21 protein-coding genes are annotated in these 24,570 nt (G+C 66.1%); 4 read left to right on the forward strand and 17 right to left on the reverse strand.

The annotated features are described in order from the left end of the window. Positions 1-13: 13 nt before the first annotated feature. Genes CUJ89_RS20140 through CUJ89_RS20150 form a run of 3 tightly spaced genes read left to right on the forward strand, consistent with a single transcriptional unit; the run spans position 14 to position 4,294 of the window. Positions 14-1,423 (forward strand): MmgE/PrpD family protein, encoded by a 1,410-nt coding sequence (locus CUJ89_RS20140; protein WP_114179245.1) that lies wholly within the window; start codon positions 14-16, stop codon positions 1,421-1,423. A 58-nt stretch (positions 1,424-1,481) separates the two neighbouring features. After that, positions 1,482-2,810: an MFS transporter gene (locus CUJ89_RS20145; protein WP_201752377.1), complete on the forward strand. Its 1,329-nt coding sequence runs from the start codon at positions 1,482-1,484 to the stop codon at positions 2,808-2,810. Positions 2,811-2,869: 59 nt separating this feature from the next. Continuing rightward, complete coding sequence (locus CUJ89_RS20150) at positions 2,870-4,294, forward strand: MmgE/PrpD family protein (protein WP_114179247.1); 1,425 nt, start codon at positions 2,870-2,872, stop codon at positions 4,292-4,294. A gap of 184 nt (positions 4,295-4,478) precedes the next feature. Here CUJ89_RS20150 and CUJ89_RS20155 read toward each other — a convergent pair whose 3' ends face one another. From CUJ89_RS20155 to CUJ89_RS20180, 6 genes are all read right to left on the reverse strand, one after another. Then, the gene (locus CUJ89_RS20155) at positions 4,479-5,330 is read right to left on the reverse strand and encodes an HpcH/HpaI aldolase/citrate lyase family protein (protein ID WP_114179248.1); all 852 of its coding nucleotides are present in this window, start codon (positions 5,328-5,330) and stop codon (positions 4,479-4,481) included. A gap of 3 nt (positions 5,331-5,333) precedes the next feature. Next, entirely contained in the window at positions 5,334-6,524 is a 1,191-nt protein-coding gene (locus tag CUJ89_RS20160) for a CaiB/BaiF CoA transferase family protein (RefSeq protein WP_114179249.1), read from the reverse strand. 10 nt (positions 6,525-6,534) lie between these two features. Further along, positions 6,535-7,392, reverse strand: a complete 858-nt coding sequence (locus tag CUJ89_RS20165; RefSeq protein WP_114179250.1) for an FAS1-like dehydratase domain-containing protein — start codon at positions 7,390-7,392, stop codon at positions 6,535-6,537. A gap of 77 nt (positions 7,393-7,469) precedes the next feature. Next, entirely contained in the window at positions 7,470-8,402 is a 933-nt protein-coding gene (locus CUJ89_RS20170; RefSeq protein ID WP_114179251.1) for an electron transfer flavoprotein subunit alpha/FixB family protein, read from the reverse strand. A gap of 16 nt (positions 8,403-8,418) precedes the next feature. Continuing rightward, complete coding sequence (locus CUJ89_RS20175) at positions 8,419-9,168, reverse strand: electron transfer flavoprotein subunit beta/FixA family protein (RefSeq protein WP_114179252.1); 750 nt, start codon at positions 9,166-9,168, stop codon at positions 8,419-8,421. Between the two features lie 18 nt (positions 9,169-9,186). Continuing rightward, the gene (locus CUJ89_RS20180; protein WP_114179253.1) at positions 9,187-10,359 is read right to left on the reverse strand and encodes an acyl-CoA dehydrogenase family protein; all 1,173 of its coding nucleotides are present in this window, start codon (positions 10,357-10,359) and stop codon (positions 9,187-9,189) included. A gap of 112 nt (positions 10,360-10,471) precedes the next feature. On the opposite strand from CUJ89_RS20180, the gene CUJ89_RS20185 reads away from it, so the two are divergent. Then, on the forward strand, positions 10,472-11,401 hold the full coding sequence (locus tag CUJ89_RS20185) for a LysR family transcriptional regulator (RefSeq protein ID WP_114179254.1): 930 nt from the start codon (positions 10,472-10,474) through the stop codon (positions 11,399-11,401). Positions 11,402-11,570: 169 nt separating this feature from the next. Here CUJ89_RS20185 and CUJ89_RS20190 read toward each other — a convergent pair whose 3' ends face one another. From CUJ89_RS20190 to tssH, 11 genes are all read right to left on the reverse strand, one after another. Further along, positions 11,571-13,067 (reverse strand): class I adenylate-forming enzyme family protein, encoded by a 1,497-nt coding sequence (locus CUJ89_RS20190; protein WP_114179255.1) that lies wholly within the window; start codon positions 13,065-13,067, stop codon positions 11,571-11,573. Between the two features lie 65 nt (positions 13,068-13,132). Then, positions 13,133-13,723: a nitroreductase family protein gene (locus tag CUJ89_RS20195; protein ID WP_236655041.1), complete on the reverse strand. Its 591-nt coding sequence runs from the start codon at positions 13,721-13,723 to the stop codon at positions 13,133-13,135. Positions 13,724-13,966: 243 nt separating this feature from the next. Beyond that, entirely contained in the window at positions 13,967-15,133 is a 1,167-nt protein-coding gene (locus CUJ89_RS20200) for a CaiB/BaiF CoA transferase family protein (RefSeq protein WP_114179257.1), read from the reverse strand. A 2-nt stretch (positions 15,134-15,135) separates the two neighbouring features. After that, complete coding sequence (locus CUJ89_RS20205; RefSeq protein WP_114179258.1) at positions 15,136-16,374, reverse strand: CaiB/BaiF CoA transferase family protein; 1,239 nt, start codon at positions 16,372-16,374, stop codon at positions 15,136-15,138. Between the two features lie 130 nt (positions 16,375-16,504). After that, the gene (locus CUJ89_RS20210; protein ID WP_114179259.1) at positions 16,505-17,671 is read right to left on the reverse strand and encodes an acyl-CoA dehydrogenase family protein; all 1,167 of its coding nucleotides are present in this window, start codon (positions 17,669-17,671) and stop codon (positions 16,505-16,507) included. Between the two features lie 23 nt (positions 17,672-17,694). Further along, positions 17,695-18,156, reverse strand: coding sequence for a MaoC family dehydratase (locus CUJ89_RS20215; protein WP_114179260.1), 462 nt, complete (start codon positions 18,154-18,156; stop codon positions 17,695-17,697). Positions 18,157-18,185: 29 nt separating this feature from the next. After that, complete coding sequence (locus tag CUJ89_RS20220; RefSeq protein WP_114179261.1) at positions 18,186-19,073, reverse strand: HpcH/HpaI aldolase/citrate lyase family protein; 888 nt, start codon at positions 19,071-19,073, stop codon at positions 18,186-18,188. Between the two features lie 199 nt (positions 19,074-19,272). Further along, positions 19,273-19,890, reverse strand: coding sequence for a TetR/AcrR family transcriptional regulator (locus tag CUJ89_RS20225; protein WP_114179262.1), 618 nt, complete (start codon positions 19,888-19,890; stop codon positions 19,273-19,275). Positions 19,891-20,061: 171 nt separating this feature from the next. After that, entirely contained in the window at positions 20,062-20,976 is a 915-nt protein-coding gene (locus CUJ89_RS20230) for an alpha/beta hydrolase (RefSeq protein ID WP_114179263.1), read from the reverse strand. Positions 20,977-21,295: 319 nt separating this feature from the next. After that, the gene (gene tssE / locus CUJ89_RS20235) at positions 21,296-21,721 is read right to left on the reverse strand and encodes a type VI secretion system baseplate subunit TssE (RefSeq protein ID WP_114179264.1); all 426 of its coding nucleotides are present in this window, start codon (positions 21,719-21,721) and stop codon (positions 21,296-21,298) included. 16 nt (positions 21,722-21,737) lie between these two features. Beyond that, complete coding sequence (gene tssH, locus CUJ89_RS20240; RefSeq protein ID WP_114179265.1) at positions 21,738-24,461, reverse strand: type VI secretion system ATPase TssH; 2,724 nt, start codon at positions 24,459-24,461, stop codon at positions 21,738-21,740. Positions 24,462-24,570: the final 109 nt, after the last annotated feature.

Here is a 24,570-nt window from a genome sequence, read left to right on the forward strand (position 1 = left end):
AGGAGAAGACAGCATGGTGAGATTTGCCCGGCAGGGGAACGAAGATCCGATGGCCACCCTGTGCCGCATGACACTGCAGACGCAGTACGCCGACCTGCCGGCCGACGTGGTGCGCCATGCCCGACAGACCTTGCTCGACGCGATGGGCGTCACCATCGGCGGCTCGGCGATGGAGGGCATCCCTGCGATCGTGTCGCTCGTGAAGGAGCGCGGCGGCAATCCGCAGACGCCGCTGCCGTTCTATGGCGGCCGCGTACCCGCCCACGAGGCGGCGCTGGTCATGGGCCCGATGCCGCGCGCGATGGATTGCGGCGATCTGCACGAAGAAGCGGGCCACGTGACCGAATACGTGGTGCCGACGCTGCTGGCGGCCACCGGTTTGTGCGGCAAGGTGTCGGGCAAGGAATTCCTGGCGGCGCTGGCGGTGGGGCAGGAAATCCTGGTGCGGCTCGGCACGGCGTACAAGGTCATCAACCGCGCGATCAAGCACCACGAATGCGGCGGCCACTACATCTTCGGTGCGGTGGCCGCGGTGGGCAAGCTGCTCGGGCTGACCCAGGAACAACTGGAAAACGCGCAGGGCATCGCGCGGACCATGACGCAACCGAACACCATGGGCATTTATTCGCCGGCCACGTTGATGGTGCGCATGCATCACGGGCTGGTGAGCCAGGCCGCGATCACCTGCTGCCAGCTGGCGCAGCGCGGCATTACCGGCCCGCGCGACGAGGTGCTGCTCGGGCCCAAGGGCTACCTGAGCACGGCGCGCTGGGAGACCGATCCCGACTTCATCCTGCACGAACTGGGCGAGCACTGGGAGATGGAGAACATCATCACCAAGGGCTATAGCGCCTGCTATTTCTCGCATTCGTCGATCGACGCCATCCGCGCGCTGATGAAGGAACACGGGTTCGGCGCGGCCGATATCGCGAGCATCCACATCGCGACGTCCACGCCGAGCTGGCGCGCGGTATGCGAGCCGCAGGAGAAGAAGTGGCATCCCGTCACGGTGCCGGAGTGCCAGTTCAGCCTGCCGTACGTGGTGGCCATCGCCGCGTTCGACGACAAGGTGTTCCTCGAGTCGTACAGCGCGGAAGCGCGCAACCGGCCCGAGGTGCGCGAGCTGATGACGCGCATCACCGCCGAGGAAAACCCCGACGTGTCCGACTGGGGCGCGCGGCTCGCCGTGAAGCTGCGCGACGGGCGCGAGCTGACGAAGGAATGCATCTACGTGAAGGGCCATCCCCGCAACCCGTTCACGGAAGAGGACTTCATCGCCAAGTTCAGGCTCTGCGTGCCGTATGCCGCGATCGATCTGCCCGGGCAGACCATCGACACGATGATCCACGAGATCCTGCACCTCGACGAAGTGGACGACGTCACCAAGGTGCTGCTCGATCCGCTCGTTCCATCTGGGACCTGATCGATACCCGGATGAAGCCGGAAGCTGGAAGCTGGAAGCTTGTGCCGGGAAGATCGCGGTGATCGCCCGGCAGCATAAAAACGTTTCAGGAGACCCCATGCATTCGCTCGAGCAGGTCACGATGGGCAAGGTATTTCGGCGGCTGGTCCCGTTTTTCATGTTGTGCTACTTCATCTCGTTCCTGGACCGGGTCAATGTCGGTTTCGCCAGCCTGCAGATGAACGACGCCATCGGCCTCACGCCCGCGCAGTACGGCCTGGGCTCGGGGTTGTTCTTTCTGCTCTATTTCCTGTTCGAGGTGCCGTCCAACCTGCTGCTGGTGCGCGTGGGCGCCCGTATCTGGATCGCCCGCATCCTGATTACCTGGGGGCTGATCTCGGGCGCGACGGCTTTCGTGGTCGGCCCGTGGAGCTTCTATGCCGTGCGCTTGCTGCTGGGCCTCGCCGAGGCGGGCTTCTTCCCCGGTGTCGCGTACTGCGTCACGCTGTGGTTTCCGTCGGCCTACCGCGCGCGCGTGATGGGCTATCTGCTGGTGGCCGCGCCGCTGTCGTCCGTGATCGGCTCGCCGATCTCGGGCATGCTGCTGGGGCTTCACGGGCTCGACGGCCTGGCCGGACTGCAGGGCTGGCAGTGGATGTTCCTGATCGAGGCCGCGCCGGCCGTCGTGCTGGGCTTCGTTACGCTGCGATACCTGAAGGGTTCGCCCCGCGACGCGCACTGGCTGCAGGCGGACGAATGCGAATGGCTGACCGCGCGCATGACGAGCGAAGACAACCGGCGCCGCGACGAGCACGACATCACGGTGGCGCGGGTGTTCAGCGACCGGCGCGTGTGGATGCTGGCGGCCATGGCGTTCGGTTTTTTCCTGACGATCTACGGCATCGGCTTTTTCCTGCCGCAGATCGTCAAATCCTTCGGCCTGACCAACGTGCAGACCGGCTTCGTCACGGCGATCCCTTACGTGATCGGCTCGGCGAGCCTGGTGTTCTGGGCGCGTCGCTCCGACCGGACGGGAGAGCGGCGCTGGAACATCGCGATTCCGGCGCTGATCGCCGCCGCTTCGCTGGTGGCGGCCGGCCTGATCGATGCGCCGGTGCTCAAGCTTGCCTGCTTCTGCCTGCTGGCCTTCGGCGTGTTCGGCGCGCTGCCCGCGTTCTGGGCGATCAACACCGATCTGCTGTCAGGGGCGGCCGCCGCGGCCAGCATCGCGTGGATCGGCGCGGTCGGCAACCTGGGCGGCTTCGCCGGGCCGTACCTGCTCGGCGTGACCAAGGAACGGACCGGCAGCTACACGGCGGCGCTGATGCTGATGGCGGTCGTCGCATTGCTTGCCGCAGGCATCGCGCTGTCGGTGGGGCGGCAGCGCCGCACCTATCGCCACGCATGAATCGACGTGGCCCGGGCGCGTGCCGGGCCATTCATCTTTTGATCATCAAGGAGACTGCCATGACCGTCACCCGCGAGACCCGGCCCGTTGCGCCGGACAACTGCCCGCCGCTGGAGCAAGCGGTGGTGCGCTTCATCCAGGAACTGAAATACGAGGATCTCGACGCCCACGCGCATGCCGGCATCAACCGGTTGATGCGCGACCAGATCGCGTTGCAGGTCGGCATCTCGAAACTGCCGTGGTCCGAGCAACTGCTCGCGTACGCGACGGCCCAGCAACGCCCGGGCCGAAGCCGCGTGAGCGCATCGGCGCTGACCATGAGCGCGGCGGATGCCGCCTTCGTCAACGGCTCGTACGGGCACGGCTTCGAGTATGACGACGCCCACGGCCCCAGCTACAGCCACCCCGGCAGCTGCGTGATTCCGGCGGCGCTCGCGATCGGCGAGGAACTGGGTTCGTCGCTCGAAGAGATCATCGTCGCGATGGTGACCGGCTATGAGGTCTACGCGCGCATCGGCATGCTGGCCGCGCCCGATCTGCTGCAGCGCGGTTATCACCCGCACGGCACGCTGTCCAATTTCGGTGCGGCGGCCGTGGCGGCCAAGCTGCGCGGGTTCGATGCCGAGACGACGCTGCACGCGCTGGCGATCGCGCTGAGCCATGTCTCGGGCACGACCGAGTACACGTCCACCGGTGGCTCCATCAAGCGCATCCATGCGGGCATCGGCACGCGCAACGGGATGGCGGCGGCCGACATGGCCCACGCCGGCATCACCGGCCCGCGCGCGTTCCTGAGCGGCAACAAGGGCTTCTTCCGCACCTTCCTGCAACGCCCGGCCGGCGAGGCCGCCGAACGGTGCTTCGTCGTGGACCGGCCGTTCGAGATCGGCACGGTATGGCTGAAGGCCTACTGCGCGTGCTACTGCACGCACGCATACATCGACGCGCTGCGGCCGTTCGCGGCGCGCCGCGACGACATCGCCGACATCCACCTGAAGATCACGCCGCACTTCAACGTCGTCGTGGGCACGGCCAACACCAATGCGTACGAGCCGAAGAATATCGAGCACGTGCAGTTCAGCCTGCCGATCCAGGCCGCCTTCACGCTGCTGGGCAAGGGCAACGGCTACCTGGTTCATCGCGACTACCTGGCCGGCAAGGTGGACATGGCGCCCGTCATCGACATCGCGCGCAGCATCCGCATTACAGAGGAACCCGCGCTGGAAAAGCAGTATCCCGGCAAGTTCGTGGCCGACGTGACGGTCACGTTCAAGGACGGCCGCAGCGAGCATGTGTTCGTCGGCGACCCGATCGGCACCGATACGAATCCGATGCCGGAGCACGAGCAGGACGCGAAGTTCATGGAGCTGACCACGGATGTGCTGGGCGCTGAACGGGCCCGGACGCTGCTGGCCGCGCTGCGCGAGCTGAACCCGGCGATGAAGGCCGCCGAGCTGACCGGCATGTGGGCCATCGAACGCTGAGCGTGCGGCAATTGTCCGGGGCCGTACGTGCTCCGGACGGCTGCCTGTCAAGACAATGGGCGGTGTCCGGTTAGCGGACACCGCCCATCTTTTTTAACGGCCTTCGGATACCGGGCCATCGATACTTCGCCGTCCGCCGTTCGCCGCCGTCACGGGCCCAACCCGAGCCGGTCGCGGATCGCGCTTATTTCCGCATGCTGGCAACAATCGCCTCGGCCGCGCGGATCACCGGGAGATCGACCATGCGGCCGTCCAGGCTGAAGGCGGTGCCGCCGTGCTTCGCGGCTTCGTCGATCACGCGCTGCGCCCACGCTTGTTCGTCATCCGAATAACCCATGGCCGCGTTCACGCCTGCGACCTGGGCCGGGTGGATGCACAGCTTGCCGCCGAAGCCGAACGCGCGTGCGCGACGGGCATCGGCCGCGAGGCGCTCGGCGTCGTCGGTGCGGGTGGTCACGCCATCGATCGGCGCGGGGAGACCCGCGCGGCGCGAGGCGGCCACCAGCGCATTGCGCGCAAAGGCCAGTTCGGGTTCCTCGGGCGATGCGCGCATGCCGAGGTCGAGCTGGAAGTCGAGGTGGCCGAACGCGACGCGCACGACCTGCGGGTCGCGCGCCAGCGCGTCGGCCGCATCGAGCCCGGCCAGCGATTCGACCAGTGCCACGACACGGGCCGCGTCGCCGAGCTGTTCCGCGACGCGGCGCAGCGCGTTCGCGTCTTCGGACTTGGGCAGCATCACGACGACGCCTTGCTTCGTCCAGTCGCGCAGCAGCGCGATGTCCGCGTCGTGCCACGGTGTGCCGACGGCGTTCACGCGGACGACCGTGCGCGACAACTGGCCGGACGTCAGGTACGGCAGGTGCTGCGCGAGCTGCGTGCGCGCGATGTCCTTGCTGTCCGCGCCGACCGCGTCCTCGAGGTCGACGATGATGCAGTCGGCACCCGAATCCAGCGCCTTGGCGAAGCGCTCGGGCCGGGTGGCGGGCACGAACAGCAGGCTGCGCGCGTGTTGCACGGGAGAGAGGGGCGTGGTCATGGTTCAGATCGCGCCAGCGGCGCGCAAGTGTTCGATATCGGCTTCGGTGCGCCCGAGTTCGCTCAGGATGGCCGTGCTGTGCTCGCCGAGCGCGGGCACCGGATCCATGCGGACCTCGAAGCTGTCGACCGTAGCGGGCGGCAGCAACGCCTGCAGCTCGCCGGCGGGCGAATCGATCGTGCGAAACCGTTCGCGCGCATGCAGTTGAGGGTGCGTCCAGAGATCGCCCACCTGGTTGACGGCGGCGTTGGCGATTTGCGCTTCGTCGAGGCGCGCAATCACGTCCTGCGCGGTGAGGCCGGCAAACGCGGCTTCGATCACGCTCTTTAGTTCGGCGCGATGTTCGGAGCGGCGCACGTTGGCGTCGAAGCGCGGGTCGGTGGCGAGTGCCGGGTCAAGCAGCACGACGTCGCAGAACACCTTCCATTCGCGTTCGTTTTGCAGGCCCAGCATCACCACCCGGCCATCGCCCGCCGTGAACGGGCCGTACGGATAGATGGTGGCGTGCGCCGCGCCATTGCGGCTCGGCGGTTGCTGGCCGTCGTACGCGTAATACATCGGGAAGCCCATCCACTCGCCGAGCGCTTCGAGCATCGATATTTCGACGTGCGAGCCTTCGCCGGTGAGGCCGCGCTGCAGGAGCGCGCTGAGAATGCCCGTGTACGCATACATGCCGGCCGCGATGTCGGCGATCGAATTGCCGGCCTTGCTGGGTTCGTCGGGCGTGCCGGTGATCGACAGGAATGCCGCTTCGCTCTGGATCAGCAGATCGTAGGCTTTCTTGTCGCGGTAGGGGCCGTCGCCGCCGTAGCCGGAGATGTCGCAGACGATCAGCCGCGGGTACTTGGCATGCAGTGCCTCGAACGACAGGCCCATGCGCGCGGCCGCGCCGGGTGCGAGGTTCTGCACCAGCACGTCGGCCTGGGCCACGAGTTCGCCGAGCACGTCCTGCGCGGCGGGTTGTTTCAGGTCCAGCGTGAGGCTTTCCTTCGACCGGTTGGTCCAGACGAAGTGCGACGCGAGGCCGCGTGTGCGGTGATCGTAAGCACGCGCGAAATCGCCGACGCCGGGGCGTTCGATCTTGATGACGCGCGCGCCGAGATCGGCGAGCTGGCGTGTGCAGAAGGGCGCGGCAATCGCGTGTTCGAGCGTGATGACGGTCATCCCGCTCAGGGGGCCTTTTCGAGCTTGCATGGTCGGGGCGCTATTCCAGTTCGATGCTGGCCTGCATGGCCAGTTGGCCTTGCGGGCCGCGTGCCCAGAGGTGGGCGGTGTGACCTTCGAGCTTGCCGTTCACCGTGAACGGCGCGGTGTCGAACAACGGGCTGACCGCCTTGAACTCGAGGGTGCGAATGGTCTTGCCGGGGTGCGTGCGGCGCAGTTCCTCCATCAGCAGCATCGCGATCAGCGGGCCATGCACGACCAGGCCCGGATAACCTTCTTCCTGCATCGCGTAGGGGCGGTCGTAGTGGATTCGGTGGCCGTTGAAGGTGAGTGCGGAAAAGCGCATCAGCAGCACCGGATCGGGCGTGACGACGCGCGAATACTGTTCATCGGCCGGTGCCGGCTGCCGGGCCGGTGCCGGTGCGCCGGCAACGGCGGGCGGCGTCGCGTCGCGATACACGATGTCCTGCTCTTCGCGGATGGCCACGCCCTGGGCGTCGCCGATTTCATGCAGCACGGTCACGAACACCAGTTGGCCGCTCCGGCCGGACTTGCTCTGCACATTCGTGATCGTGGAGCGGCGTTGCACGGGCGCATCCACGGCGAGCGGCCGCAGGAACTGCAGCCGTCCGCCGGCCCACATGCGGCGCGGCAGCGTGACCGGCGGCAGGAAGCCGCCGCGTTGCGGGTGACCGTCGACGCCGATATTGGACTGACGCTCGCCGGGCAGGAAGTACAGCCAGTGCCATAGCGGCGGCAGCGCTGCCGGCAGCGCGGCGGTATCCGCGTAGTCCAGCGTGGCCTGCAGGAGGCGAATGGGCGCGGGGGTAATCCGGTCCGCGTGTGTTTCGCTGCGACCGATCCAGGCATCGAAGGATTCGGGGTTCTCGGGAATCATGTCGTCTCGCGCTCGATGATTGAAGCGTCAGGCAGGCTGCAAGCGCTTGCGTGGCAGCACGCTTGCAGCCGTGCCCGTCAGAGTTCGTTGACCAGTTCCGGTACGAGCGCGAACAGATCGCCGACGAGGCCGTAGTCGGCCACGCTGAAGATCGGCGCTTCCGGATCCTTGTTGATCGCGACGATCACCTTCGAATCCTTCATGCCCGCCAGATGCTGGATCGCACCCGAGATACCGACCGCGATATACAGCTGCGGCGCGACGATCTTCCCGGTCTGGCCGACCTGATAGTCGTTCGGCACATAGCCCGCGTCGACTGCGGCGCGCGACGCACCGAGTGCGGCGTTCAGCTTGTCGGCCAGCGGCTCCAGCACCTTCGTGTAGTTCTCGCCGCTGCCCAGACCGCGGCCGCCCGACACGATGATGCTTGCCGACGTCAGTTCCGGACGGTCCAGCTTCGTCACTTCACGGCTCACGAACTGCGACTTGCCTGCGTCCGCTGCCGCTTCGATCTTCTCGACCGCCGCGCTGCCGCCAACGGCCGCCACCGGATCGAAGCCCGTCGCGCGCACCGTGATCACCTTGATCGGGTCGCTCGACTGCACCGTCGCGATCGCGTTGCCCGCGTAGATCGGGCGCTCGAACGTGTCGGCACTGTCCACCGCCGTGATGTCCGAGATCTGCGCAACATCCAGCTTCGCCGCGATGCGCGGCGCGATGTTCTTGCCGTACGCCGTCGCCGGCGCGAGGATGTGCGAGTAGTCCTTCGCGATGTTCAGCGCGGTCGCCTCGACGTTTTCCGCGAGGCCTGCTTCGAGCTGCGGCGCATCGGCCAGCAGCACCTTCGAAACACCTGCAATCTTCGCTGCCGCATCAGCCGCCGCTTGCGCGTTGTGACCCGCGACCAGCACGTGAATGTCGCCGCCGATCTTCGCTGCCGCCGCCACCGTGTTCAGTGTCGCGGCCTTGATCGACGCGTTGTCGTGTTCTGCAATCACCAGAATCGTCATTTCTTTCCGCTCCCTCTTACAGCACCTTGGCTTCGGTCTTCAGCTTCTCGACCAGCGTCTTCACATCCGGCACCTTCACGCCGGCTGCGCGCTTCGGCGGCTCGACCACCTTCAGCGTCTTCAGACGCGGCGCGACGTCCACGCCCAGGTCTTCCGGCTTCACGATTTCCAGTGGCTTCTTCTTCGCCTTCATGATGTTCGGCAGCGTCACGTAGCGCGGCTCGTTCAGGCGCAGGTCGGTCGTAATCACCGCCGGCAGCGTCAGCGACAGCGTTTCCGCGCCGCCGTCCACTTCACGCGCGACCGTGGCCTTGCCGTCGGCGACCGTCACCTTCGATGCGAACGTCGCTTGCGGCAGGCCGGCCAGCGCAGCCAGCATCTGGCCGGTCTGGTTCGAATCGTCGTCGATCGCCTGCTTGCCGAGGATCACGAGCGAAGGCTGTTCCTTGTCGACCAGCGCCTTCAGGATCTTCGCGACGGCCAGTGGCTCGACGCTATCGTTCGACTCGACGAGGATCGCGCGATCCGCGCCGATCGCCAGCGCCGTGCGCAGCGTTTCCTGCGCCTGCGTGACGCCAACCGACACGGCGATCACTTCGGTCGCCACGCCCGCTTCCTTCAGGCGCACGGCTTCTTCAACAGAAATTTCATCGAACGGGTTCATCGACATCTTCACGTTCGCGATGTCGACGCCCGATCGATCGGACTTCACGCCGACCTTCACGTTCGCATCGACCACGCGCTTGACGGGTACGATAATCTTCATGAAAAAATCCTTCAGGAATCAGTAGGAACGGGGCAGTTGCAGAACGTGTTCGGCCACGTGCCCCAGAATCATGTTGGTGGAGATCGGCGCGACCTGATACAGGCGCGTTTCGCGGAACTTGCGCTCCACGTCGTATTCGCAGGCAAAGCCGAACCCGCCGTGCGTCTGCAGGCATGCGTTCGCCGCTTCCCAGCTTGCCTTCGCGGCCAGGTACTTGGCCATGTTGGCCTCGACGCCCGCGTTCTGACGCGCGTCGATCTTCTCGCAAGCGCGCCAGCGCATCAGGTTCGCCGCTTCCAGCTCGATGAACGACTCGGCCAGCGGAAACTGGATCCCCTGGTTCTGCCCGATCGGGCGGCCGAACACCTTGCGCTCGACCGCGTAGTCGCGCGCCTTTTCCAGGAACCAGTAGCCGTCGCCGATGCACTCGGCCGCGATCAGCGTGCGCTCGGCGTTCAGGCCGTCGAAGATCACCTTCAGCCCCTTGCCTTCGGTGCCGAGCAGCGCGTCTTCCGGCAGCTCCAGGTTGTCGAAGAACAGCTCGTTGGTCTCGTGGTTGACCATGTTGAGGATGGGGCGCACCGTGAGGCCGTTGCCGATCGCCTTGTCCAGCTCGACGATGAAGCACGACAGGCCGTCGCTCTTCTTCTGCACCTGGTCCAGCGGCGTGGTGCGCGCGAGCAGGATCAGCAGGTCGCTGTGCTGGACGCGCGAGATCCACACCTTCTGGCCGTTGATGACCCAGCGGCCGTCCCTCTTCACGGCGGTGGTCTTGAGCTTGGTGGTGTCGCTGCCCGTGGTGGGCTCGGTCACGCCCATCGACTGCACGCGCAGTTCGCCCGATGCGATGCGCGGCAGATAGCGCTGCTTCTGCGCTTCGGTGCCGCTGAACACGATGGTGTTCATCACGTACATCTGGCCGTGGCACGCGCCCGAATTACCGCCGGAGCGGTTGATCTCTTCCATGATGACCGACGCCTCGGCCATCGACAGGCCGGGACCGTCGTATTCCTGCGGAATCAGCGCGGCCAGCCAGCCGGCCTGGGTGAGGGCGGTGACGAAGGCCTCGGGATAACCGCGCTCCTCGTCGATCTTGCGGTGGTATTCGGCCGGGAACTGGCTGCACAGGCCGCGCACGGCATCGCGGATTTCCTGGTACTGGTCAGGGGCGGAAAAAATGGAGGCGCTCATGGATCCTGTCTCGTCATTGGCATCGGTTAGGTCCATAATAAGTTTTGATGGATCCGTTAAAAAATAGAATTTTCTGATCGATGGATCAGTTTTCGGTATCGAGGACTCTGCGATGGATCTCAAGCAACTGCGCGCCTTCGTCACCGTGGCCGAGACCGGCAACGTCACACGCGCCTCCAGCCTGTTGAATCTCGTGCAGCCCGCGGTGTCGCGCCAGCTGCGCCTGCTCGAGGAGGACATGGGGACGGAGCTGTTCGACCGCAGCCGTCACGGGATGCAGCTCACATCATCGGGCAAGACCATGCTCGAATATGCGCGGCGCATCCTCAACGAGGTGGCGCGGGCCAAGGCCGAGATCCAGCCCACCGACGGGCCGGTCGCCGGCATCGTGAGCATCGGCCTGCTGGCCAGCACGTCGGATCTGCTGGCCACGCGGCTGGCGGGCGAGGTCGCCCGGCGTTACCCGCACATCCGCCTGCGGCTCACGATCGGCTATGCCGGGCACCTGCAGGACTGGCTCGAAGCCGGGGATGTGGATGCCGCGCTGCTGTACGGGCAGAAGGAAACCCCCGCGCTGCATGTCAAGGCGTTGATCGAGGAAAGCCTGTGGGCCGTGGCCGCGCCGTCCGCCGGGCTGTCGCGCAAGCGGCCGGTCGCGCTGTCGCGGGTCGCGAACGAGCCGTTCATCCTGCCGTCCGCCCCGCAGGGCCTGCGCGCGGCGATCGAGCACGCCGCGGCCGAGGCGGACGTGACATTGCGGGTGTTTGCGGAAACCAATGCGCTGAGCGTGCAGAAGGAACTGGTCGCGCAAGGTCATGGCTGGACGATCCTTCCTGCCGTCGCCGTGACGCAGGAGGTCGAGCAGGGCGCCCTGAGCGCGGCGCCGCTGGCCTCGCCGGGGCTCCGGCGCACGATCGTGCTGGCGGCGCCCAGCAGCCGGCAGGCCACCGCGCCGGTGCGCTGCGTAGTCGGCGTGCTGCTTGACTGCGTGAAGACCACGTTCGAACAGGGCCACTGGCCCGATGCGCGCTGGCTCGGCTAAGGCTTGTTCACGCTGATGACGGGCTTGCGCTGGCTGCCAGAAGCGGCTTGTTTCGAATAGGGGGAACGCGCCGCACCCGTGACTGGCGTGAACGGACGCGACGGTCCGTCGATGTCGCGCTCGCCGCGCTTGCCGATGCCGTGCGTGAACGGCCGCAGCACCGCGTGCGCTAGAGCCGCTCCAGCAACTGTCGCCGCATCAGCTTGCCGTTGCTGTTGAACGGCAGCTTGTCGACGGGGATGATGCGCGCGGGGTGCTTGTACGGGGCGAGTTGTTCGCGCAAATACCGGCGCAATGCGCTTTCGTCCAGCAGCCGAGCGGCATCGAGCTCGACGAACGCGACGACAGCCTCGTTGCCGTCCGTTTCCTTTTGCCCGACGACGGCCGAATTCAGGATGCCCGGAAAGCGGTTGAGTGCCTGTTCCACTTCGCCCGGATAAACGTTGAACCCGGAGCGGATGATCATCTCCTTGAGCCGCCCGACGATAAACAGCGCACCGTCGTCGTGCAGTTCGCCCAGGTCCCCCGATGCATACCAGTCGCCATCGCGCATCACGTCGGCCGTGGCCTGCGGGTCGCGAAAATAGCCGGGCATCAGGCCCGTGCCGCGCAGCCAGATTTCACCGCGCTCGCCGGCGGGCAGCGTCCGGCCGCTGGCCGGATCGACGATGCGCAACTCGGCGCCCGGGAACGCGTAGCCCGCGCTGCTGTCGCCGCGTGTTTCGCCGAGGCGGGTCGCGTGCAGCGAGCCCGCGTATTCCGATAGACCGTAGCCGTGATGCAGCGTCTGGCCGAACATCGCCTCGACCCGCTGCTTGAGCGCCATGTCGAGCGGCCCGGCGCCGGCGTAGAGATAGCGCAGGCATGGCGCGTCGGGGCGGACGATGTGGTGTTCCGCGCAATGCCGGAGCAAACGGGAGAACAGCATCGGCGGCCCCTGTACCTGGCTCACGCGCCGGTGCGCAAGCGCGTCGAACAGTTCCGCCGGCTCGAACTGGGGCCGCATTTCCAGTGCCGCGCCGGCGTGCAGCGACGCCAGCAGCACCGTGCCCAGGCCGAAGATATGCGTCATGGGCGCATACGCGTAGACCCGGTCGTCGGGGCCCAGCGCGCGCGATTCGGCCGACACGCGCGCGAAATGCAGCACGCCGCGATGGGTCATCATCACGCCCTTGGGAGCGCCCGTGGTGCCCGACGTGAAGATGATGGCCGCCACGTCGCTGGCCAGCGGTTCGGGTTCGACCCGTGCCGCCGCGCGCACGGCGCTGCGCGTCAGGCCGCTCACGCAGGACGGTCGGGCGCCATGCCGCCCGGCATGCGCGCCGGCCGCAGCCGACACGTCCGACGTGAAATACAGCACGCGCGCGTCGGCCTTGTCGGCGAACGCATCGACCTCGCCCGGCGCCATGCGCGCATTGACGCCGCACGACCATGCGCCGACGCGACTGCATGCGATCAGCAGCGCCGCATGTTCGGGGCAGTTCTCGGCCACTACCAGCACGCGGTCGCCGGGGCGCACACCGTCGGCATGCAACTCGCGTTCGAGCGCATCGGCCAGCGCGCCGATGTCCGCGTAGCTCAGGCTGCGGTCGGGGAGATGGATGAACGGGCGTTCTGGCGCCTCGGACAGCCAGCGATCCAGCAACTCATGAATGCGTGCGGCCATGCTCGATTCTCCTTGTCCCGGGATGCGATGCGCGCACGGCGGCGGCCGTGCGGCTCGCATCGTGCTCAGGCAAAGCGCACCAGGTCGTCCACGCCGGCACGCGTGGTGCGGAACCGGTTGACCGGGTGCGCGTCTTCCGCGTAACCGAACGAGATGCCGCAGATCATGTGCTGGGTATCGTGAATGCCGAAATACTCGCGAACGAAGCGGGCATGGCGGGCCAGCGCGCCCTGCGGGGTGGTGGCCACGCCGTGCGCATAGGCCGCGATCAGGAACGACGAGACGAAACCGCCCGCGTCCACGAGCGCATACGGGCCCAGTTCCGCGGGCACCGTGATGATCGCCACGTGCGGCGCGTCGAACATGCGGAAGTTGCGGAATGCCTGCTCGGCGCTGCGCTCGGCATCCTTCGGGCCGATCCCCAGTGCCGAGTACAGCGCAATGCCCGCGCCGCGCCGGCGTTCGCGGTAAATGCCGTCGTAGCTCGGCGGGAAGGGCAGGTCCGATTCGTTTTCCGGATGCTCGTCGACCCGCTGGATCAGCGCCTGGCGAAAGCGCTCCGTGCTCTCCGGGGTTTCGGTGATGACCAGTTGCCACGGCTGTACGTTGCACCACGAAGCCGAGCGGCCCGCCATGCCGACGATGTCGCGGATCAATTCGAGGTCCAGCGCCTTGTGCTGGTAGGCGCGGCAAGTGGAGCGGCCACTCGTCAGCCGGTCCAGCGCCGCGAGTTCGGGAATGTGCGAAGTCATGTCAGTAGAGTCCTTGCCTGTTGCCCGGCCCGTGCGCTTCGGGGCGTGCGGGTCGCGAGCAGAAAACCGTGGAGGGGCACACGCCGGCGAATGCGCTGGCGGCCGCCGTGCGGCGCGCGACGATATCGGCGGTCATGTGCGCCCGCGTCAGATGAACGTGCCCTGCGCACGCAAGGCGTCGATGCGCGCGTCGGGCAGCCAGTCCTGCAGCGCGGCGATCGCGTTGTCGGTCGTCGGTGCCGCGGGCGGCTCCGGCCGTGCCGCGGGCGTGCGCGAAAAGCGCGGGCCGGGCGCCGGATGCGTCACGCCGTCCAGATCGACGAACGTGCCGCGCGCCTTCACGTGCGGATGGCTCGGCGCTTCGTCGAAGTCGAGCACGGGCGCCACGCATACATCGAGGTGGCCGAGCAATTGCGCCCATTCGTCGCGCGTGCGTTCCCGGAATTTTTCGGCCAGGATCTGCTTGGCTTCGGGCCATTGCGCGCGGTCCATCTGCGTCTGCAGCAGCGGATGGTCCTGCAACCCGAGCTGTTCGAGCAGCAGCCGGTAGAACTTGCCCTCGATGGGGCCGACGCTGACGTACTTGCCGTCGGCGCACGCATAGACCTCGTAGAACGGCGCGCCGGTGTCGAGCAGGTTCGTGCCGCGCGCCTTGTCGAGCATGCCGGCCGCATGCAGGCCCATCGTCACCGTCATGATGGAGGCCACGCCGTCCACCATCGCGGCGTCCACCACCTGGCCCTGGCCGGAACCCCGTGCTTCGAGGATGCCCGCGAGCAGCCCGAAGGCCAGGTACAGCGAGCCGCCCGCGTAGTCGCCGAGCACGTTGAGCGGCGGCGTCGGAGCCTGCCCGGCGCGGCCCATCGCATGCAGCGCGCCGGTGACGGAAATGTAGTTCAGGTCGTGTCCGGCCACCTGCGACAGCGGGCCGTCCTGCCCCCATCCGGTCACGCGGCCATAGACGAGGCGCGGGTTGCGCGCCAGGCACGGTTCGGGGCCGAGGCCCAGGCGCTCCATCACGCCGGGGCGAAAGCCCTCGATCAGCCCGTCGGCCTGCGCCATCAGTTCCAGCACCATCTCGACGGCGGCGGGATCTTTCAGGTCGACGCGGACGGACTTGCGATTGCGCAGGCCCAGATCGAATTCCACGGGGCGCGGCGCACCGAGCCCCGAAGGCTCCTTGCGGTCCACGCGGATGACGGTCGCGCCCAGATCGGCCAGGAACATGGCGGCCAGCGGCCCGGGGCCGATGCCCGCGATCTCGACGATCCGGATGCCCGCAAGCGGGCCGCGACGGGAGGGTGCAGCGGACATGGTCAGATCACTCCCTGGTCGCGCAGTTGTTGCAGGCGATCCTCGGGCAGCTTGAGCAGCCCCCGGTAGATCTCGTCGTTGGCGGCGCCGAGCTCCTGCGCGGGCTGGTCGAACTGCACAGGCGTCTGCGACAGCTTGATCGGCAGGCCCATGCCCATTGCGTCGACGTCGGCCAGCCCCGGGTGCTCCAGTTTCACCACGGCACCGCGTGCCTGCAGCACCGGATCCTTGAGCACGTCGAGCGGCGAGCGGACGGCGGCGGCCGGCACGCCGCGCTTGACCTGCAGTTCGGCGATGACTTCCTCGGTGCTGTGCTGGCGGGTCCATTCCTCGATGATCGCGTTGATCTCGGCCGCATGCTTCATGCGCGGGCCGCGCGTCGCGTAGCGCGGATCCGTGGCGATCTCGGGCCGGCCCACGGCTTCCATCAGGTTCTGGAACCAGTCGGGCTGAAAGGCCACCATCGCCACGTAGCCGTCGCGCGTGCCGTAGACGCCGAACGGCACCAGGCGATCCTGGAAGTTGCCCGAGCGCTTCGCGTAGCCGTGCTTGAGGAACACGTCGAAATGCTCCTCTGCCACCAGCGACGCGAGGCAATCGAGCATCGACACCTGCACGCACTGGCCGACGCCGGTGCGGCCGCGATGAATCAGCGCGGCGAGGATGCCGTTGACGGCGTACAGCGGCGCGATCAGGTCGGCGATCGGCAGGCCCGAGCGGGTCGGCGGGCCGTCGGCGAAACCGGTCACGTCCATGATTCCCGACAGCGCCTGGACGATGATGTCCATGCCTTTCAGGTTCTTGTACGGGCTCGGCTCGCCGAACGCCTTGATCGACGCATAGACGATCTTCGGATTGACCTCGCGCACGCTCTCATAGTCCACGCCCAGGCGCGCCGTGACGCCCTCGCTGGCGTTTTCGATGATGACGTCGGACTCTTTGACCAGCTCCATGAACAGCGCCTTGCCCGGTTCGGACTTCAGGTCGAGCGTGATGCTTTTCTTGTTGCGCGCGCGATTGAGGACGGTCAGCGACACCTCGTCATCGCCCTTGACGCCGAAGTGGACGCCGTTCTTGCCGACATAAGGGGGATTGTTGCGCGCGATGTCACCTCCGCCGGGCGATTCGACGCGAATGACCTCGGCGCCCATGCCACCCAGCAACAGCGATCCGTAGGGGCCGGCCAGGGCCACGGTCAGGTCGAGCACTCGGATACCTTCCAACGGTCTTGCAGCTGACATGCTTGTCTCCTGAAACTGCTGTGCTGCCGGTGCGCGGCCCGCATGCGCCGGGCACGGCTCGCAGACAGTTCTTTATGCCTGTTCGATGGCCGACGTTTCCCGCACGGGAAACGTCGGCGGATTGCCGGGGTCAGTACGATTTCGGCAACCCGAGCTTGCGCTCTGCAATGTTCGACAGGATGAGTTGCGGGGTGACAGGGGCAATGTAGCCGATCCACGCTTCGCGCATGAACCGCTCGACGTGATACTCCTTCGCGTAGCCGAAGCCGCCGTGCGTGAGGATCGAGGTCTGGCACGCATTCATGCACGCCTCGGACGCCAGCAGCTTCGCCGCATTCGCCTCCGACCCGCACGGAAGCCCCCGGTCGTACAGGTCCGCCGCCGCGAAGATCATGTGGTTCGCGGCTTCCAGCTCCGCCCAGTTGCGCGCCAGCGGATGCTGCACGCCCTGGTTCTGGCCGATCGGGCGGCCGAACACGACGCGCTCCTTCGCGTATTGCGTCGCGAGGTTGAGCACCGCGCGGCCGATGCCGACCTGCTCGACGGCCACCAGCACGCGCTCGGCGTTCATGCCGTGGAAGATATAGCTCAGGCCCTTGCCTTCCTCGCCGATCAGCTCGTCCTTCGACACCGGCAGATCGTCGATGAAGAGTTCGTTGGTGTCGACCGCCGCGCGGCCGAGCTTGTCGATCTCGCGGATGTCGACATACTTGCGGTCGAGCTTCGTGTAGAACAGGCTCAGCCCTTCGCTGTGCTTCTTGACCTGCTCGATCGGCGTGGTGCGCGCGAGGATCAGCATGTGATCGGCAACCTGCGCGGTCGAGATGAAGACCTTCTTGCCCGAGATCAGGTAATTGCCGTCGGGCTGCTTCTTCGCCACGACCTTGAGCTTCGTGGTGTCGAGGCCGGTATCCGGCTCGGTGACCGCGAAACACGCCTTGTGCTCGCCGCGCGAGAACGGCGGCAGCCATGCCTGCTTCTGCGCTTCCGTGCCGAAATGCACGACCGGCGCCAAGCCGAAGATGTTCATGTGGATGGTCGACGCGGCCGCCTGGCCGCCGCATTCGGCCACCGCGCGCATGAACAGCGCTGCTTCCGTCACGCCCAGGTTCGCACCGCCCACGTCCTCCGGCATGCAGATGCCGAGCCATCCGCCGCTCGCGACCGCGTTGAAGAACTCGTGCGGGAATTCGTGGTTCTTGTCCTTGTTGCGCCAGTATTCGAGCGGAAAATCCGCGCAGATTTTCTGCGCCGCATCGACGATCGCCTGCTGGTCGGCACTGAGTTGGTAGTCCATTTCGTGATCTCCTGCAGGGGGCATCAAGCCTTGTCGGCGGGGCGCAGCATCATCAGGCCGGTGCGTACGGCGGTGCACACGATCTCGTCGCGCTGGTTCTTCGCCACGTGCTTGAAGGTGACGATGCCTGAATCCGGGCGGCTTTTCGACTGGCGCGATTCGAGGATCTCGGTCTCGACGCGGATCGTGTCGCCATGGAAGGTGGGCTTCGGGAAAGCGATCTCGCCGAAGCCGAGGTTGCCCAGCGTCGTGCCGAGCGTGGTCTCGTACACGGTGATGCCGGCCACCAGCGCAAGCAGGAACATGCTGTTCACGAGGCGCTGGCCGTACATCGTGTTCTTGCTGTATTCCGCGTCGATATGCAGCGGCGCGCAGTTGTAGGTCATGGCCGAGAACAGGATGTTGTCGGTCTCGGTCACCGTGCGGCGGATTGCATGTTCGATCACCATGCCGGGCTTGAGTTCTTCGAAGTAAAGGCCTGCCATTTTCTGTCTCCTGGAGTGTTCGGGGGCGATCAGTCGTTGAACGACTGCGCGAGCGCGATGATTTCGCGGGCCGTTTTCGCGTGGGCGATGTCGATGTGCTCGCCGTCATAGATGCACGATGCGCGGCCTTCCGCCTGGGCCTTGTCCAGTGCGTCGATCATGCCCTGGTAGAACGCCACTTCCTCTTCGGTGGGGCTGTAGGTCCGGTTGACGATCTCGACGTTCGACGGATGCAGCACCAGTTCGCCGCTCATGCCGAGCTGGCGGTCGTTCGCGGACGAGACCTTGAGACCGTCGAGGTCGTGCACCTGCTGCCAGACGCCGCCGATCGGCAGCTTGCCGGCTGCGCGCGCGGCCATCACGATGCGCGACTTCAGGAATTGGGTTTCGCGGCCTTCGAGCGACCAGACGGTCTTGAGTGCGCGCGCCACGTCCGCGTTCTTGGCCGTCGCGCCGACGATCGCCGGCACGCGCTCGTGCTGTGCGATTTCATACGCGAGTTGCAGCGAGCGGGCGGTTTCCAGCAGCGGGATCACCTTGGTGTGACCGACCTCGACGCCGGCGCGGTACTCGGCTTCGGCCAGCATCGACGAAACGGTGTGGATGTCTTCCGGGCCGCAAGGCTTGGAAATCACGATGCCCTCGACCACCGGGTTCACGATGGCCAGGATGTCGTCGAAGTCGTACAGGTGCGCGCTGCGGTTGATGCGCACCCAGATTCGCTGCTTCTGCTCGGCGAGCCACGCGAGCTTGGACTTGACGATCTCGCGGGCCTCGGCTTTCTGGGCCGGCGGCACGCTGTCTTCGAGATCGAGGATCAGCGCATCGGCTTTCGATTGGACGGACTTCTCGATCCAGGTCGGCTTGTTGCCCGGAACGAAAAGGAAGGAACGGATCGGTTTCATCTGCGTCGTCATGACTGTCTCGGCCTGTTGATGGGGGCACCTGTTTTATCGTTAGGCTTTACCTAACAACTGGTAGTTAGTTTGATACTCAAATGCCGGGACCGTCATTGGGGTTTATACCGAGGGAGACGGAATCGGGAAGCGGGAGGGCGCGCCGGCTTCGGGTTCGCAGTCGGCGTAAGGCGTGCGGTGCGTGCGGATGGGGTGGTGGTTATGGGGACGGCGGGCTCACGCCGGAGAAAAACATGGTGCAAAGCTGGTCGGCGATCCGCTCCAGCGAGCCTTTCCGGGGATTGAACCAGGACTGGATGGAATTGATGCCGCCCAGGATGTGGACCCGCGCGAGGTGGATGTCCACGTCTTCGCGCAGCTTGCCCGCGGCCCGCAAGTCTTCCAGCAGCCCGTTCCAGAGCGTCTGGTGATGCTCGCGCCGGATGACCTGCCGCTCGCGAATCGTGTCGGGCAACTGGCCCAGCAGCCGGCTGTGCGCAACGGCGAAATCGCCATGCATCACGAGGCCCAGCATCTGTCCCAGTACGGCGGCCCGGAAACGCTGTTCAGCCGTCGCGCCGGGGCCGAGCGCATCGAGGCGCTCGTTCAGGTGATGGACGATGCGTTCGGCGCCTTGCTCCATCACCGCCTCGACCAGTTCTTCCTTCGACGCGAAATGGTAGTAGATGCTGGCCGCCTCGATGCCGGCCAGATCGGCGATGTTGCGCATGGTCGTGGCCGAATAGCCCTGAGTCCCGAACGTGCGGGCGGCGAACCGGATCAGCGTGTCGCGGGTCTCGCACGCATTCGCGGAGTTCGATTTCTGTCGCTTGGCCATGTCCTGGTGTGATCGGGCAGAGTGAATCATGTCGTCATACTAACAGGCGTTAGGCTGGCATCGAGGAAGCTGTTGCAACGACGCGAACGAATCGCTCCCTGGGAGGCGATCCGTTCGTTGTCCATCGTTTGTCGGCAGGTGCGGCACTGTATCCGCCGGACGTGTGCAGTCTTACAGCGTGGTGCGGAAGAACGGCGCCAGCACGGAGACGGCTTCGTCGACGTACTGCGGGACGTCATACAGCGACATGTGGTTCGCGCCTTCGACCACGTGGAAGCGCTTGTCGGCGCTGGCGGCGCGTGCGAACAGATCGTCGCTCATCCACTTGCTGCCCGCGACGCTGCCGGCCACGATCTGCAGCGGCTGGGTGAGGAACGCCTCCGCCTTGTTATATGCGTCGTACGTGATGATCTGGTTGAGGCTGCGGGCGGTCATGAAGCCGGGCGCGTTCGGGTGCTCGCAGCGCGGCGTATGGTAGTACTCCCACGCTTCTTCCAGTTCCTTGTTCGGCGCGTCTTCCTTGCGCATCGGCGCGAGCGGCAGCGTGGCCGGTTGCGCGCCGGACGCATCGCTGGTGCGCGCCTGCGAACCGTGCGCGACGTACGGGATCGCATCGGTATCCTTGACGGTGTTTTCCCAGCCGTTGCGGAACATCGAACCGATGTTGACCGCGCTCACGGTGCCGAGCGCCTTGATGCGGCGATCGTTGATGGCCGCGTTGGCCGCATAGCCGCTGCCCGCGCAGATCCCCATCGCGCCGATCCGGTCGGCATCGACATACGGCAGCGTGGTCAGGTAGTCCACCACCGCGCTGACGTCTTCGGTGCGGATATACGGATTTTCGAGCTGGCGCGGTTCGCCCGTGCTTTCGCCCTGATACGACGCGTCGAACGCGATCGCGACGAGACCGTGCTCGGCCAGCTTCTTCGCATACAGTCCGGCCGTCTGTTCCTTCACGCCGCCGCCGGGGTGTGCGACGACTACCGTCGGGTACTGGGTGCGCTCGTCGAAACCGGCCGGGAAGTAGATTGCCGCGGCAAGCGTGACGCCCTGGCCGTTCAGGTTCTTGAAGTTGACTTTCTGCATGATCGGTAACTCCTGTGGTGGATGGCAGTGCAGTAACGTGAAGCCATCATAGGCAGGAAATTGATTCGGATATACGGTCTAAAGACAACTTCAGTGTTAAGTGTGAATTTACAGAAGCGCGGGTACCTTGCCGCACTTCGCGTTGTCTTGTGGATGGGCGTGGATGGATGGTTCCCGGATTTCATGACATGTCGGGAAGCTCGGCAACATGGCGCCGAGGGCTGGGGCCGTCCGCGTCGAGAAACAACCGCTTGACGCTTCACAAGCCAGCGTCACCCGCGCGTCGCTTCGGGAGCGGCCCTCGCGAGGTGTTTGCGAATCAACCGCGTTCCCGCGTCCTGCGTTTTACCCACATGCGGCCGGGTGGCTCGAAGTACGTGCCGAACCGCACGAGTCCGGCCTTCTTCAGATGGCACGTCATCTCAAAGCTCACCAGCACGCCCGGATCGTCGTTCTCGAGGATGGCGACGTCGATCGAGCGGATGCGCGGCTCGTATTTCAAGAGGGTTGCTTCCATCTGCTGCTCGAGCATGTGGGCTGACGCGGGCAGTGCCTTGTAGATGTTCGTCAGGTCCGGCAGGCCGTAGTCGGGGAGGTGCTTGAGCGAGCCGGCGCGCGTGTTCAGGATGCGTTGCACGTTCTGCTGCACGCTCATGCATTCGAGCGTTCGATCATCGTAGGCGTCGAGCGGTTCACCCGCGATCTGGCCGAGCAGCATGTCGTAGAGAGAGGGGCCTGCCTGCATATTCTTTCTCTGTCCGTTACGCTGTAACGGATGCGGGTTCTGTCCGGCCGGCCGTAATGTCATCCCGATCGATGAAATCAATCGTCAGGTTACCCTCGGCCGAGCTCGACAATACGATCGTCGCGGGCGCGGTGCCGGCCGCCATGCGCGCGAGCAATTCGCGAGACATGGTGGGCAGGATACGCTGGTTGAGGAACGCATCGACGTTGCGCGCACCGGATTCGCGCGCGAGGCAAAGCTCGGCCATCGCGTCAATCAGCGAATCGTCGCACGCCAGCACGACGTCGTGCTGCCGACGCAGGCGGTCGGCGACCTTCGCCAGTTTGAGCCTCACGATCGATGCGAGCGCGTCGGCGTCGAGCGGCCGGTAGATGAGCGTCTGGAAGCGCGCGAGCAGGGCGGGCTGGAAGTGCGCGACAAGCTGCGGATGAATGGCGTCGAGCAGTTCGGCTTGCGAGATTGCCGGAGTGTCGGCGGTGATCTCGTCGATCCGGGCACTGCCGAGATTGGCGGTCATCAGGATTACGCAATTCCGGAAATCGATTTCTCGCCCCTCGCCGTCGCGCATCGTGCCGCGGTCGAATACCTGATAGAACGTGTCGAGCACGTCGCGATGGGCCTTCTCGACTTCATCGAGCAGCACGACACTGTACGGGCGCTGCCGAACGGCTTCGGTCAGGATGCCGCCGCGGCCGTAGCCGACGTAGCCGGGGGGCGAGCCCTTCAATTGCGAGACCGTATGCGATTCCTGATATTCCGACATATTGATCGTCGTGAGCGCCGCCTCTCCGCCGAACAGCAGGTCGGCCAGGGCCAGCGCCGTTTCGGTCTTGCCGACGCCCGATGTTCCCGCGAGCAGGAATACGCCGAGAGGCGCATGTTCGTTCTTGAGGCCGGCTTTCGCGGTGCGCAGATTCTCCGCGAGTGCGGCCAGGGCGTCGTCTTGTGCAACGACGCGCGTTGCCAGTTGCTGTTCGAGGGTCAGCAGGCGCTGCAGTTCGTCTTCCATCAGGTTGCCGACCGGTACCCCTGTCCATTCCGCGACCACGCGCGCGATTGCCGAGGCGTCGACATCCACGAAGACCAACGGCGTCTTGCCTTGCCGGTCGGCCAGCTCGCGTCTGGCCTCGTCGAGCGGGGCGCGGTCGGGCGTCGGCGTGCCTTCGTCGATTGCGGCGCGATGCCGGCGGACGAGCTGGACCAGTTCGAGTTCGCTGACATAGCGTGCCTGCAGGTTTGTCAGGACGCTGCGCGCGTCGGTCAACGTGTTTTCCAGCGCTGCGCGCCGGGTCGCGACATTGTCGATGCCGGCCTGCGCGTCCGCGTCGAGCATCGCCTGTTCCAGTTCGAGTGCGGAGACTGCGGCGCGCGCACGCTGCAGTTCCGCCGGTGGCGATTCCAACCCCATGCGAACGCGTGCAGCGGCCGTGTCGATCAGGTCGACCGCCTTGTCCGGCAGTTGCCGTGCGGGAATATAGCGGCGCGACAGCCTGACGGCGGCGGCGAGCGCTTCGTCACGGATGTGCACGTTGTGGTACTGCGCATAGCGGCTCTTCAGGCCCCGCAGCATCAGGCAGGCCGCTTCGTCGTCGGGCTCGTCGACCTTGATGATCTGGAAGCGCCGCTCGAGCGCCGCGTCGCGCTCGAAGAATTCCTTGTACTCCGACCACGTGGTAGCAGCGATCGTGCGCAGTTCGCCGCGTGCAAGCGCGGGTTTGAGCAGGTTGGCGGCGTCGGCGCCACCGGCAGCGTTGCCTGCGCCGATCAGCGTGTGCGCTTCGTCGATGAAGAGCAGAATCGGCACGGGCGACGCCTGCACTTCGTCGATGACGTTCTTCAGGCGCTGCTCGAATTCGCCCTTCACACCGGCGCCGGCCTGCAGCAGGCCGAGATCGAGCGTCAGGATGCGCACGTCACGAATGACGTTGGGCACGCTTCCTTCGGCGACGCGCAGCGCGAGGCCTTCGACGAGCGCGGTCTTGCCGACGCCCGGCTCGCCGACGAGGATCGGATTGTTCTTGCGCCGGCGCGCGAGCACGTCGACCATTTGCTGGATCTCGCGATCCCGGCCGAATACGGGATCGATGTCGCCGCGGCGGGCCTGGTCGGTCAGGTCGATCGCGAAACGGGCGAGGGCGTCGCCTTCCGTTGTTCGCCGGGGCGCAGGCGTTGCTGTCACAGCGCGTGCTGCCGTCTCCTGCGTGTTGTCGCCGGCCGGGACTGTCGCATGGTCGTCCGTTCCGGTATTGACGTCTCCGTCGAGCCGGCTCTCGCAAGAACGATGGGCAAGGCGCGGCAGGAGCCGCTGGATCTGCGTGCTGCCGACCGACAGCAGTGGCCACGCGTTCTGCGCACGCAGCACATGTGGCGTATCGACGATCGCCTGCAGCAGATTGCCGGACCGGATGGTGGTGTCATCCGTCTCGGACGCTGCATGCAGCCACGCATTCTGTAGCGTGAGCGCCAGTTGCGGCGAGAGCGCGGGTTTGCCCCGCAGGTTGCGCGGCAGGTGCTCGATCGCGGCGATCAGCGCATCCCGGACGGTGTCGATGTCGATCCCGTAGTGCCGCAGAATCGCCGGAATGTCGCCGTCCTCGGCCTCGAGCAGCTTCAGCAGCCAGTGCTCGACCGTGATTTCGTCCGCGAGACGCGTCTGGCATAGGCTCACGGCCGCTTCGAGCGCGTTGACGCAGTGCGGATTCAGCAGGCGGAGCAGGTGAGTCGTGTCGCGCGGAGTCATGTCGATGCCCAGGTACGGAAAGGAGCGAGCGACAGTCATCGGCGCCGCCCGCTCCCGGGTAGAAAAAAACCAGCCTGAACAGGTCAGGCCGGCAAAGTGAACCGCGCGA

Origin of the sequence: Burkholderia pyrrocinia (assembly GCF_003330765.1) — a bacterium.
GTDB classification, from domain to species: Bacteria; Pseudomonadota; Gammaproteobacteria; order Burkholderiales; family Burkholderiaceae; genus Burkholderia; species Burkholderia pyrrocinia_B.

Coding starts and splice junctions, on each gene's coding strand:
- tssH (WP_114179265.1), bottom strand. CDS start 24,461: ATGACTCCGCGCGACACGACTCACCTGCTCCGCCTGCTGAATCCGCAC.
- CUJ89_RS20225 (WP_114179262.1), bottom strand. CDS start 19,890: ATGGCCAAGCGACAGAAATCGAACTCCGCGAATGCGTGCGAGACCCGC.
- CUJ89_RS20140 (WP_114179245.1), top strand. CDS start 14: ATGGTGAGATTTGCCCGGCAGGGGAACGAAGATCCGATGGCCACCCTG.
- CUJ89_RS20160 (WP_114179249.1), bottom strand. CDS start 6,524: ATGCAAGCTCGAAAAGGCCCCCTGAGCGGGATGACCGTCATCACGCTC.
- tssE (WP_114179264.1), bottom strand. CDS start 21,721: ATGCAGGCAGGCCCCTCTCTCTACGACATGCTGCTCGGCCAGATCGCG.
- CUJ89_RS20230 (WP_114179263.1), bottom strand. CDS start 20,976: ATGCAGAAAGTCAACTTCAAGAACCTGAACGGCCAGGGCGTCACGCTT.
- CUJ89_RS20155 (WP_114179248.1), bottom strand. CDS start 5,330: ATGACCACGCCCCTCTCTCCCGTGCAACACGCGCGCAGCCTGCTGTTC.
- CUJ89_RS20205 (WP_114179258.1), bottom strand. CDS start 16,374: ATGTCAGCTGCAAGACCGTTGGAAGGTATCCGAGTGCTCGACCTGACC.
- CUJ89_RS20175 (WP_114179252.1), bottom strand. CDS start 9,168: ATGAAGATTATCGTACCCGTCAAGCGCGTGGTCGATGCGAACGTGAAG.
- CUJ89_RS20170 (WP_114179251.1), bottom strand. CDS start 8,402: ATGACGATTCTGGTGATTGCAGAACACGACAACGCGTCGATCAAGGCC.
- CUJ89_RS20200 (WP_114179257.1), bottom strand. CDS start 15,133: ATGTCCGCTGCACCCTCCCGTCGCGGCCCGCTTGCGGGCATCCGGATC.
- CUJ89_RS20165 (WP_114179250.1), bottom strand. CDS start 7,392: ATGATTCCCGAGAACCCCGAATCCTTCGATGCCTGGATCGGTCGCAGC.
- CUJ89_RS20150 (WP_114179247.1), top strand. CDS start 2,870: ATGACCGTCACCCGCGAGACCCGGCCCGTTGCGCCGGACAACTGCCCG.
- CUJ89_RS20220 (WP_114179261.1), bottom strand. CDS start 19,073: ATGACGACGCAGATGAAACCGATCCGTTCCTTCCTTTTCGTTCCGGGC.
- CUJ89_RS20180 (WP_114179253.1), bottom strand. CDS start 10,359: ATGAGCGCCTCCATTTTTTCCGCCCCTGACCAGTACCAGGAAATCCGC.
- CUJ89_RS20215 (WP_114179260.1), bottom strand. CDS start 18,156: ATGGCAGGCCTTTACTTCGAAGAACTCAAGCCCGGCATGGTGATCGAA.
- CUJ89_RS20190 (WP_114179255.1), bottom strand. CDS start 13,067: ATGGCCGCACGCATTCATGAGTTGCTGGATCGCTGGCTGTCCGAGGCG.
- CUJ89_RS20185 (WP_114179254.1), top strand. CDS start 10,472: ATGGATCTCAAGCAACTGCGCGCCTTCGTCACCGTGGCCGAGACCGGC.
- CUJ89_RS20210 (WP_114179259.1), bottom strand. CDS start 17,671: ATGGACTACCAACTCAGTGCCGACCAGCAGGCGATCGTCGATGCGGCG.